This window comes from Nostoc sp. 106C (genome assembly GCF_002154725.1).
Classification (GTDB): Bacteria; Cyanobacteriota; Cyanobacteriia; order Cyanobacteriales; family Nostocaceae; genus Aulosira.
The window spans coordinates 1-10664 of sequence record NZ_MTAW01000212.1; the positions used below are offsets into that span (position 1 = coordinate 1).

General features: G+C 40.5%; 9 protein-coding genes and 1 pseudogene. 8 read left to right on the forward strand and 2 right to left on the reverse strand.

The annotated features are described in order from the left end of the window. The first annotated feature begins 94 nt into the window (after positions 1-94). From BV375_RS31580 to BV375_RS31615, 7 genes are all read left to right on the forward strand, one after another. The gene (locus BV375_RS31580) at positions 95-433 is read left to right on the forward strand and encodes a cupin domain-containing protein (protein ID WP_086767895.1); all 339 of its coding nucleotides are present in this window, start codon (positions 95-97) and stop codon (positions 431-433) included. A gap of 85 nt (positions 434-518) precedes the next feature. Beyond that, positions 519-1004 carry a hypothetical protein gene (locus tag BV375_RS31585; protein WP_086767897.1) on the forward strand — a complete coding sequence of 162 codons (486 nt, stop codon included), beginning with the start codon at positions 519-521 and terminating at the stop codon, positions 1002-1004. A gap of 83 nt (positions 1005-1087) precedes the next feature. Further along, complete coding sequence (locus BV375_RS31590) at positions 1088-1774, forward strand: Uma2 family endonuclease (protein WP_086767899.1); 687 nt, start codon at positions 1088-1090, stop codon at positions 1772-1774. Between the two features lie 179 nt (positions 1775-1953). Next, a complete protein-coding gene (locus BV375_RS31595) occupies positions 1954-2181 on the forward strand; it encodes a hypothetical protein (RefSeq protein ID WP_208099218.1) in 228 nt (75 codons plus the stop codon). Positions 2182-3560: 1379 nt separating this feature from the next. Further along, positions 3561-6560 carry a peptidase domain-containing ABC transporter gene (locus BV375_RS31605; protein WP_086767905.1) on the forward strand — a complete coding sequence of 1000 codons (3000 nt, stop codon included), beginning with the start codon at positions 3561-3563 and terminating at the stop codon, positions 6558-6560. Positions 6561-6655: 95 nt separating this feature from the next. Beyond that, the gene (locus tag BV375_RS31610; RefSeq protein WP_086767907.1) at positions 6656-8239 is read left to right on the forward strand and encodes an HlyD family efflux transporter periplasmic adaptor subunit; all 1584 of its coding nucleotides are present in this window, start codon (positions 6656-6658) and stop codon (positions 8237-8239) included. A 410-nt stretch (positions 8240-8649) separates the two neighbouring features. Further along, a complete protein-coding gene (locus tag BV375_RS31615; protein ID WP_086767909.1) occupies positions 8650-9147 on the forward strand; it encodes a DUF427 domain-containing protein in 498 nt (165 codons plus the stop codon). A 25-nt stretch (positions 9148-9172) separates the two neighbouring features. Here the strand turns inward: BV375_RS31615 and BV375_RS31620 are convergent, their stop codons facing one another. After that, positions 9173-9874, reverse strand: a complete 702-nt coding sequence (locus tag BV375_RS31620) for a phosphatase PAP2 family protein (protein WP_086767911.1) — start codon at positions 9872-9874, stop codon at positions 9173-9175. A 72-nt stretch (positions 9875-9946) separates the two neighbouring features. On the opposite strand from BV375_RS31620, the gene BV375_RS31625 reads away from it, so the two are divergent. Beyond that, complete coding sequence (locus tag BV375_RS31625) at positions 9947-10477, forward strand: GrpB family protein (protein WP_086767913.1); 531 nt, start codon at positions 9947-9949, stop codon at positions 10475-10477. 101 nt (positions 10478-10578) lie between these two features. Here the strand turns inward: BV375_RS31625 and BV375_RS31630 are convergent. Continuing rightward, positions 10579-10664 (reverse strand): annotated as a pseudogene (locus BV375_RS31630) (photosystem II protein D1); the annotation flags it as partial.

Below are 10664 nucleotides of genomic sequence, written 5' to 3' on the forward strand. Positions count from 1 at the left end.
TATCTTCTCAAATTTTTGTCCTGCATAGCTTAGAGTTGCCTTGTCACCCTCTAAGATTTGAATTGGTATTACAGTGTCGAAGTTGGATATCAAAATGATTAACAAAGAAACTGCCGAGCATTATCTATGGGGTAATAATTGTCATGGTTGGCATCTTGTTAAACAACTAGGGCTAAGCGTGATTCAGGAAATTATGCCACCAGGAACCACGGAAGTCAGACATTATCACCAGCTATCGCGGCAGTTTTTCTTTATTCTATCTGGAACAGCAACCTTAGAAATTGATGGTTCTCGCCAAATTCTTTCTCAGCACCAAGGTGTAGAAGTTACCCCTAATATTCCTCATCAGATGCTAAATGAAAGCGATCGCGATCTAGAATTCCTGGTAATTTCCCAGCCTCCTAGTCATGGCGATCGTATGTTGCTTAGTTAGCTGAAATTTTTAGTATGCTGATTTCTGCTATTTCTAATTTACTCATGGAAGACTATTATAAAATTCCGAAACATCAGGAAAATGTATGAGTAATGTTTTTGAGGCTATTATATGTGCAATTGATTTTGCTAGAGCTAACAATTTACTTGCAACCATATCTTCAGAGCTAACCTTAGAAGTTGTAAAAATTAATGAAACTCTGTTCGTTATTTATCGAGTTGAACAGAATAGACCTAAATTAATATTTGATCGGCAGATAGAGTACTTAGCTAGCCAATTATCATTAGAAATTTCTGCGGTTCTGGTAGCACGTTATGATTCTAGGATTGGACATCGCTCATCAATTGTTTTTAAAGAAGGGTTACCTATATATTCATTTGATGAAAATGATGAAATTTGGGTTTTGTTAAATGAAGAAGGAAACCCTTTGATTGATGGAGAAAATTTTTCAATAAATTCTATGAAAGATGATGAAGAGTATGAAACTATTTGTAATGCTATTCAATTAGGTCTTCAAGCTCTTGGAGTAGAAAATTATAATGAAGTCTATTCGTTTATTACATCTAACTAATAATAAAATTACATGTAAAAGCTTCACTGAATAATTCAAGTGCTAAATTAAATTTAAACCCAGCTAAGTTGAGGTATCCAGCCATGACAGCCTCAGTAGAATATATTCCAGTTACGCCAATTGAATACCCAGAAGAGGACGGGAAGCCAATGGCTGAAGGTGATTCACAGCGTAAGTATTTGGTTTATGCTACAGATGTCCTGGAAATTTATTTCCAAAACCGTCCTAATGTTTACGTTTCTGGAAATTTATTTGTCTACTACGAAGAAGGAAATCCAGAATCAGTTGTGGCTCCAGATGTATTTGTGGTATTTGATGTTGATAATAAGGAACGCCGCTCTTATAAAACCTGGGAAGAACAAGATAAAACTCCCGATTTTGTTTTAGAGATTACCTCCAAAAGCACCCGCAGCAAAGACCAAGGAGCTAAGAAAGGAATTTATGCGTTTTTGGGAGTGCGTGAATATTTCCAATATGACCCTACAGGCGATTATCTCACCCCCCAACTCCAAGGTTTACGCTTAGTCGAAGGCAATTATTTCCCAGTGGCAACCAATACTCTAATAGATGGTACAGTTTCCTTAACTAGTGAAGTTTTGGGTTTAGAGTTACGGCTAGATGCTGGGAAACTGCGCTTTTACGAATCAGTCACAGGTCAAAAACTTCTAACGCATGAAGAGGAAGTTGCTGCACGACAAGCCGCAGAAGAGAAAGCGCAAAGATTAGCCGCTAAACTCCGAGAATTAAATATTGACCCAGATACTCTATAGTGCAATTGATGCACATTACCCCAACCCCAGGAAAGGAGAAATAACTACTCAATACTGTTGAGTGCGGAATACCCTACCTTATTTATCGTTTAACATACCATCATCTTATCTTGCAAGTTTTATAACGTTATATTTATATTTATTTACATAAAGTTACATAACTTAAATAGAGGTTGGTGATGACTATTTTAATTGCCTTATTGGTTGTCGGTTGGGTAGCTGCTTCAGTTATAGGCACTCTGGCGTATTTTTTGGGAGAACAAACCAAGCCTATCCACGAGCGTAACTGGCGCTCTAATTCTTTTGAAAAGTTAGCAAAGTCTCTAACTGGCAAAGATATCGACTATAGCGTTCGCATTCCTGCTTATGCAATCGATGCCTATACCAGCCGCAATCTGCCCCTATAGAATTTAAGGTGGCTTGGTAGGATGACCAAAAATATAACCCCTGGGTTTGGGACTTGGGGGTTTTGCTTTATAAAAACTTCAAATAGTTGACGTTATATGAAGAATATGTTAAATTTATTAATATAAGCTTACAAAGCTAACAAATATAAATATTTGAACTACGACAACTCGAAGAAAATCTGACATTTGGGTATTTCGGAGCTTTCTTCTTTTACCTCGGCACACGCAGCCGAGGTTTTATTTTGGGGTATAAGTTTTTGGTGAGATTTTGGAGCTGGCGATCGCTTTAGTTGTTTTTAATTTCAACTGTGTAGCAATATCAGCAAACCCCCGATTTGTATTTCGGTATATACCCTAAGGACATTAAGCATTAATCAAGTAAAAATTGATTCGTATTAAGCATCTGTAACCACTCCGGAAAACTCCAGAAATACTGAGAGAAATTCTGGAGTTTCTTTTTTGGAAACAGAGAAAAGCACTATGTATTTTTTAATCTAAACTGCAACTTTATATACTAAAGGTAGTAAAGTTCAAATTTGTGTAAAATTATATACTATAACTCTAAATGTGCTGAAGTTGATTCTCAAAAATATAGCTGAGGACGGCGGTTAGCGCTCTTTAATCACTCTCGTGAGATAAAAATCTACAACCCTTATTATGCCGAACTTTTATAAATTTAGGCGTAGGTTGGGTTGAGGAACGAAACCCAACATCCTTAAACCTTGATCTAGTTGGGTTTCACTGCGTTCAAACGCCACTTCACTCAAGTCGGGAAACCCGCCCACGTGAGTGGCTCCCCAACCTACATTTATTTTCTCTCCCCAAAGTGACGGAAGAGCGTTAGTTTTCATGCCATCTCTAAAAGAAATTGGTAATCGTAACCAGTGTGCGATGATCTGACCTTAACTAACTGACAAAGTTTTCTAAATCTTTGTCCACTATCTTGTCTAAGACAAGTTATAAAAGTGGCAAATTCCATAATGGCTACGATCTTCATTTATGCAATTAGGCACTCACACCATTAAGTTTCTATGAAGAGAAGCAATCTTTGCAGAAGCAATGCCTGCGGCGAGCTACGCTAACGCCAGGATTCAGTATACATAATCAGAGTAAACACTTAAATGTAACGAATTAGCCCAGAAACATCAACTTGCTGTCGCGCTGGGTATCCTCTTAGGCTAATGGCTGAGTAGAATTGGCAAATTTAGTAATCACCAAAATGGCAAGTATAGTAACTTTTTTAAGTAAAACTTCGCAATCAATGTAAATTTTAAGCCGCATAATGTGTAGTGTAGTATGTCATGGGAAATAGTCCTATGGCCTAGTAGCCAATTACCAATAACCAAGACAGATATTGAAACTGATTACCAGAATTGGGCATGACTTATATTAAGAACGCCTTTGAAGAATTTCTTCGCACTGTTGAAGGTTTTGACCAATTACCTAATGAAGAAATAGCCAACCTCTCGCAACAACTACAAGCGTGGCGCTACCGCATAGGTCAAAAAATTATTGGGAAAGAAGCAATTCCAGAACGAGTCACAATAATTTATGAAGGACAAGTACGCCTTTTAGGATACGATCCTCAGACGCAAATGCCAGTAACCTTAAAGTTGCTACAACCAGGAGAAATCCTAGGTGAAATCGGTTTTTTGCGTCAGGTTGCCTGCGAAACAGCGATCGCATCCACAGAAATAGTATGTTTAACTTTAAGTGCGGTTGAATACCTCCGGCTACTCTCTGCATACCCAGCTTTTGCTAATAGCCGCAAAAACCGCGCTCATATTATTGAAGTATTTGATGTCCTGGGTTGGCAATTAGAACAGCAAGCTTTAGCTAGTGCTAATCTCAAAGAACTTTCAGAACAAGCTTTACCAGACGCGAAAGTACATTACCTCCCTCCTGGAAGAAACTCATTTAACCAACTAAGTCATGAGAGTATTTGGTTTGTAAGTGGCAGTGGTACAGTCAAGAATTTCTCCCCAGGTTCACGTGTCGAATTGAGCGATGGCGAACTGATCGAGGTTCAAGGGCCAAATTCTGTACGACTAATTGGTTTAGATCCATCAGATTTATACTTCCTGAATAATCAGCCAGTACAGCTTCAGGTAAGCGACACTCGATCTCACATTGCAGATGCACTAGATATTCCCTACGCTACTGAGGAAGAAGTTCCCCAATCAGCATCATCTGCAACAAGTGGTAAACAAAAACACCAAAAATATCCATTTTTTCGTGGTAGCGGGGAGCTAAATTCCGCTTTTGCCTGTTTTCAAATGATCTCTAAGCATTTACAAATTCCGTTCCGCCGGGAAGTAGTGCGCCGCATCTTAACAGAGCAAATGAAACGGCAGGGTACTGTCTCATTTCAGCTTTGTGCCTATCTATCAGAGTTAATCGGACTCAAGGCCAATCTGGTAGATATACCTGCTACCGCGATTACGCGGATTCCTACCCCAGCATTGATTCGCTATGGTGATAGTTTGGCTGTTTTATATGCAGCCGATGCCAATACTGTAGTTGTGGGTGTACCATCTCAAGGCATCGTGCGCTGCAAACCAGCTGAACTGGTAGCTCGATTAGAAGTCGATGAAGCCATGCCGCCTCAAGTGCGGGTATTGCTGGTATCTCCTACTAACGAAACACCCCAAGAGCGCTTTGGTTTGCGGTGGTTTGTTCCCTATTTGTCACGCCACCGTCGTGTATTGATAGAAGTATTTATTGCTTCCTTTTTTGTGCAATTGGCAGCGTTGGCTAACCCACTGGTTATTCAGCTAATTATTGATAAAGTCATCGTTCAAAATAGTATTAGTACTCTGAATGTTTTGGGTGTGCTGCTATTGGTAGTCGGCATATTTGAAGCAGTGCTCACCACATTGCGGACTTACTTATTTGTCGATACTACCAACCGCATTGATATGAGTTTGGGGTCGCAAATTATTGACCATTTACTTCGTTTACCACTACGCTATTTTGAACGCCGACCAGTAGGTGAATTGTCAACTCGCATCAACGAATTAGAAAATATCCGGCAGTTTCTCACTGGTACGGCTTTAACAGTGGGTTTAGATGCAGTATTTTCGGTGGTTTATATCATCGTCATGCTGTTTTACAGTTGGCAACTCACTCTAGTAGGTTTGGGAACAATTCCCGTTTTTATCATTATTACTTTAATTGCATCTCCCACTGTTAGTAGACAATTACGCAGCAAAGCCGAACGGAACTCCGAAACTCAATCTTATTTAGTTGAGGTAATGTCGGGGATTCAAACAGTGAAAGCGCAAAATATCGAATTGCGATCGCGCTTTTCCTGGCAAGAGCGTTATGCTCGTTATGTAGCAGCCGGTTTTAAAACTGTTGTCACTTCTACTCTGGCTAATTCCACCAGCAACTTTCTCAATAAACTCAGTAGTTTACTGGTGTTGTGGGTAGGAGCTTATTTAGTACTCAAAGGAGAATTAACCTTAGGTGAATTAATCGCCTTTAGAATTATCTCCGGTTACGTCACTAGCCCGATATTGCGTTTGGCTCAACTCTGGCAAAGCTTCCAAGAAACAGCCTTATCCTTAGAACGGTTAAGCGATATTGTCGATACACCAGAAGAAGCAGAAAGCAATCGCCAAAATATCCCCTTACCTGCAATTGTGGGATCTGTGAAATATGAAAATGTTTCCTTCCGTTTTGCAGCTAGTGGGCCTCTGCAACTTTCCAATGTCAATGTTGAAATTCCTGCTGGAAGATTTGTTGGGATTGTCGGGCAGAGTGGATCTGGTAAAAGTACGATGATGAAGCTATTGCTCAGACTTTATGAGGTCGAGTCTGGCAGAATTTTAATTGATGGTTACGATATTGGCAAAGTAGAACTTTATTCATTGCGGCGACAGATGGGTGTTGTTCCGCAAGATCCGCTGTTGTTTGACGGTACAGTTCAGGAAAATATTGCCTTGACTAATCCTGATGCGACAACCGAAGAAATTATCGAAGCGGCTCGCATCGCCGCCGCCCACGAATTTATTATGAGCCTGCCTAATGGTTACAATACACGTGTAGGCGAACGGGGTGCAGCGCTTTCCGGTGGACAAAGACAAAGAATTGCGATCGCGCGATCGGTTTTACAACGACCAAAGTTATTAGTTTTAGATGAAGCAACTAGCGCTCTAGATTACCCCACAGAGCGACAAGTCTGCCTCAATTTAGCTCAAGACTTCAAGGGAAGCACAGTATTTTTTATTACTCACCGCCTGAGTACAGTTAGCCATGCGGATACAATTATCGTCATGGATAATGGCAGAATTACAGAACAAGGAAGCCATCAAGAGTTAATGGCTGCAAAAGGTCATTATTGTTACCTTTATCAGCAGCAAGAAGTCAACCTGTAATGAGTCAGTTATCAGTTATCAAGGCACAATCCAATAACTGATAACTGATAATTCATAACTAATAAACAATTAATAATACAAAATCTAAAAATACTATGACTCAACTTAATGGAAATAATTTGAATGGCATGAATGGCAATGGGAGACATAATAACGAAGCACCCACAGATTCACGAGTAATCACATCTGCCGCCAAAACTCCTAAACAGCCTGCATTTAATTTTCAAGAAACTAACTTTGAGCAATCTGTTGTACTTCGCCAATCTCCAATTTGGTCACGCACAATCATGATATCTCTGATGGGGTTAGCCTGTTTTGGGATTGCTTGGGCTTGTTTTGCCAAAATTGAGCAAGTAGTACCAGCAGCAGGCCAATTAAAGCCAGAGGGAACTGTAAAAGAAGTTCAAGCTCCTATTAGTGGAGTAGTGAAAGCAGTTTATGTCAAAGATGGTCAACAGGTAAAATCTGGAGATTTACTACTGACTTTTGATTCCATTGCTACCCGCGCCGAATTAAATTCTTTAAATAAAATTCGCGCTGCAATACTTCAAGAAAACCAAATTTATCGCCGCTTGATGGGAGCTAGTTTTGCAACAACATCTGAGTTAGAATTTTTGCGTGGTAGATTACCTCAAGAAACAGCGTTTCTCCTTAAAAGTCGGGCGGGATTAGTTTCAGAAAATGAATTGTTGCGAACTCAATTAAGAAAATATGGTACAGAACCTGGATTAGGCTCTGATGAGCTACAACGTCTGGAAGTTGCCAGAAAAGAAGTAGATTCCCGCTCGTCAGCGGCAAGGTTAGAAGTTGAAAAAACCCGAAAACAACTGTCGCAAACTCAGGTTAAAAAGCAGGATACTGAAAATAGTTTAGCTATCCAACAGAAGATTTTAGGTAAAATCAAGATATTAGCAGAAGAAGGTGGTATTTCTCAGCTTCAGTATCTCAACCAGCAACAACAGGTACAAAATCTAAGTGCAGAAATAGCGCAATTATCTGAGGAAGAAAAACGCCTCCAGTTCGATATTGAAAAAGGTCAGCAACAATTGACTAATACCGTAGCAGCTTCAGATAAAGACATTTTAGAAAAAATCTCTCAAAACAAACAGCGCATTGCTGATATCGATAGCCAATTCATGAAAGTTATTCTAGAAAATGAACAGCGTTTAGCAGATGTGACTAGCAAAATTTCGCAAACGCAGTTGAATGTTAAATATCAAGAACTTCGTGCTCCTGTTGGCGGCACTATTTTTGATTTACAAGCAAAAAACCCAGGGTATGTAGCTAATCCTACTCAAAAACTTTTGCAAATTGTGCCTAATGAAAAATACATTGCAGAAGTTTTCATTACTAACAAAGATATTGGTTTCGTCCGCAAAGACATGAAAGTTGATGTGAGAATTGATTCCTTTCCTTTCAGCGAGTTTGGTGATATCAAGGGTCGAGTTATCGAAATTGGTTCTGATGCGTTACCCCCAGATCAAACACATCAGTTTTATCGCTTTCCAGCACGAGTTAGTTTAGATGAACAATCCTTAATGATTAAGGGAAAAAAAGTTAACTTACAGTCGGGTATGTCAATCAGTGCCAATATTAAAGTTCGCGAAGAGCGATCAGTAATTAGTCTATTTACTGAGTTGTTCACCAAACAAGTTGAGAGCCTGAAAGAGGTACGTTAGACAATATTTGTGTAGGCTTGTTTGTAGCCAATTAGAGTACTCTAATTAAAAAAATGCCCAATTGTCATTGCGCTAAGCGTAGCCATGCCCGAAGGGCTACGAAGGAGCGTCAGCGGCTTCCCGTTCCCCGTTGGGCGTAGCCGTTGCCGCAGGCTAGGCTAGGGTAGCAATCTCAAGGACTTTGAGATTGCTTCGCTTCACTATGTTACGCTCGCAATGACAGGTTTTGGATCATTTATTTTTTGGAACACTATTAAGCTATCAAAAAATAATTTAACTGGTTATATTCACCATAATTTTGTGCTTTTGTGCATCAAAAATGTACAACAGCTTATTTATAATAAATTTGTTAAGTGCCAGCCGCCTAGCATAAGAATATTTACCCTCAACTAAATTTCTGAATTTTAATTATGGTTTATCCCCAACGTATCGAACCCTCTGCCGGACAAGAGTCAGTTTGGGATTATCCTCGTCCTCCACGCCTTGAGGATACAAGCAAACATATTCAGATTATTTTCAACGGGGTAACGATTGTAGATACCCACTCTGCCAAACGTGTTCTAGAAACTAGCCACCCACCTGTATACTATATCCCTCCTACAGATATCAAAATGGAATATCTTTTCCTAACACCGCAATCTAGCTTCTGTGAATGGAAAGGACTCGCAGGTTATTACAGTATTCGTGTTGGTGAGAAAGAAGTCCAGAATGTCGGTTGGTTCTACCCCAATCCCACGCCAGCCTTTGCATCTATCAAAAACTATGTAGCTTTTTATGCTCATATTATGGATGCTTGCTATGTTGATGAAGAAAAGGTACAACCGCAACCAGGTAACTTTTACGGTGGCTGGATCACTAGTGATATAGTTGGGCCTTTTAAAGGTATTCCTGGTAGCTGGGGATGGTGAGTTCTAAAGCAACTAACAAAAATTTTTATTCCACTGAGGCTTGCTTGGTTCGATACGGCTTGATGAGCAGGCTGACTCCAGTTGCCCAGGCAACTGATGCCGTCCAGCCCGCTAGAATATCGCTGGGATAGTGAACTCCTAGATATAGGCGCGTCCAGCCAATTGCCAGCACAAACAGACCGCCGGTAATCAGAACCAGAATTCCCCAGCGACTACCCCAAGTTAGAATCACTAAGGCTGCTACCAGGGTCATGCTCGACATCGCATGACCGCTAGGAAATCCATAGTCAAATTCTGGGGCGGGTGATTCCCACAGGTGGGGACGAACTCGATGCAACAGTGTCTTCGCTGTTCGGTTAATGAGGATGCTTCCCAGTAAGGTGGTGACGAAGTAAGCAAGTTCGCGCCATCGACGTCTGATAAACAGAAAAAGTGCGATCGCAGTAGCAAGGGGAAACACACCCCAGAATACCCCTAATTTGGTTAGTGTGGAAGCGAAAACATCTATTTGAGGTCGCGCTGTCGAGTGAATTGCTATCAGGATAGGCACATCCCAGGCAAAGCCGCCTTCGTTTTCCCAGACCTCCTCAGCTAACTCCCCGAAGATTTGTAGGGGTAAAAACACTCCTATTAATAAGAGAAGCAGGGAAGCACGACGGCGAACAATCAGATGCTTTAAGAAAGCTAGGAAAGATTGAAAATATCTCCAAAAAGCAGAGTTAAACATTTTGTTTTTTAGAGCGCCACAAGTCCTCAAGGTTTAGTAACTCTAATCTTAATTTTAGAATCGGGAGTTCTTATGAAAGTAGAAGTAGTACCCCATGACCCAACATGGCGTGTCAAATTTGAGGATGAATCCAAGCTAGTGGCGCAGGCGTTAGGAACAAATGTAATTGCTATTCATCATATTGGCAGTACCGCAATTCCTCATATCTACGCAAAGCCGATCATTGATATGTTGGTTGAGGTAAAAGACATTGCCAAGGTAGATGAGCAAAATTCAGCGATGGTAGCGTTAGGTTATGAAGCTATGGGTGAGTTTGGCTTACCAGGTCGTCGTTTCTATCGCAAGCATGATGCAACAGGCAAAAGGACACATCACGTTCATACGTTCGAGAACTTTTCTGGGTTACAAAGACACCTGGCGTTTCGCGATTACATGATTGCCCATCCTGAAGATGCAAACAGATACAGTGAATTGAAGCGTAAATTAGCGAAGCAGTACCCGGACGATATAAATGGATATGTGGATGGAAAAGACGGATTTATCAAGGATATGGAAAAAAGAGCATTGGAATGGAAGCGATCGCAAAATATATGTAATATGTAACGCCTAATTATTTATGAGTCTGCAACAAAATACTTTATTCATACATAAAAAAACACCCCCCATTTCTGGAGGGCGTTTTTTATTTAGCTAAGACTTGAGTATTAGCCGTTGATTGCAGGAGCAGTTAACGCAACAGGAGCAACTTCACCAGCAGCCAAGTCTAGAGGGAAGTTGTGAGCGTTACGCT

What these genes read in the sequence shown, in the direction of transcription:
- BV375_RS31580 (WP_086767895.1), top strand. Translation starts at nt 95, where the DNA reads ATGATTAACAAAGAAACTGCCGAGCATTATCTATGGGGTAATAATTGT.
- BV375_RS31585 (WP_086767897.1), top strand. Translation starts at nt 519, where the DNA reads ATGAGTAATGTTTTTGAGGCTATTATATGTGCAATTGATTTTGCTAGA.
- BV375_RS31590 (WP_086767899.1), top strand. Translation starts at nt 1,088, where the DNA reads ATGACAGCCTCAGTAGAATATATTCCAGTTACGCCAATTGAATACCCA.
- BV375_RS31595 (WP_208099218.1), top strand. Translation starts at nt 1,954, where the DNA reads ATGACTATTTTAATTGCCTTATTGGTTGTCGGTTGGGTAGCTGCTTCA.
- BV375_RS31605 (WP_086767905.1), top strand. Translation starts at nt 3,561, where the DNA reads ATGACTTATATTAAGAACGCCTTTGAAGAATTTCTTCGCACTGTTGAA.
- BV375_RS31610 (WP_086767907.1), top strand. Translation starts at nt 6,656, where the DNA reads ATGACTCAACTTAATGGAAATAATTTGAATGGCATGAATGGCAATGGG.
- BV375_RS31615 (WP_086767909.1), top strand. Translation starts at nt 8,650, where the DNA reads ATGGTTTATCCCCAACGTATCGAACCCTCTGCCGGACAAGAGTCAGTT.
- BV375_RS31620 (WP_086767911.1), bottom strand. Translation starts at nt 9,874, where the DNA reads ATGTTTAACTCTGCTTTTTGGAGATATTTTCAATCTTTCCTAGCTTTC.
- BV375_RS31625 (WP_086767913.1), top strand. Translation starts at nt 9,947, where the DNA reads ATGAAAGTAGAAGTAGTACCCCATGACCCAACATGGCGTGTCAAATTT.